1 protein-coding gene is annotated in these 346 nt (G+C 32.9%); it reads right to left on the bottom strand.

Annotated features, from left to right (window positions below):
- The coding region (locus tag SB764_RS38880; RefSeq protein ID WP_410866594.1) for a hypothetical protein at positions 1–346 on the bottom strand (346 nt) is incomplete at both ends.

Here is a 346-nt window from a genome sequence, read left to right as displayed (position 1 = left end):
AATCCTTATTAATAGGTTGATGAATGGTTATAAATTCTTCAAGGCTCCAGACCTGGATGAGCAAACCTACAAAAAATTGAATAGAATCTAATGTATTAGAAATCATAAAGAAATATTGTGTCTTATTTTGGGATAATGTCTCCGTAAAATAGGTCTGAGGGTATTCCGTATGATCTTCAAGCTCAAACTTGGTTTCTGTTTTTTTAAAGAATTGTGACAGTATTTTGATGGCCCTATCAAAAGCCCCTGACATCTCAATACATATGTTATTTTTAGACTTCCGGATACTGGTGACAGATTCTATAAAACTCCCTATTATATTAAGGTTAAAGTAGTTTCCTGCCAA

This window comes from Paraburkholderia sp. SIMBA_027, assembly GCF_046535315.1.
Taxonomy (GTDB): Bacteria; Pseudomonadota; Gammaproteobacteria; order Burkholderiales; family Burkholderiaceae; genus Paraburkholderia; species Paraburkholderia tropica.
The sequence above is the reverse complement of the archived record's forward strand: the minus strand, read 5'-3'. Positions and strand labels throughout refer to the sequence as shown.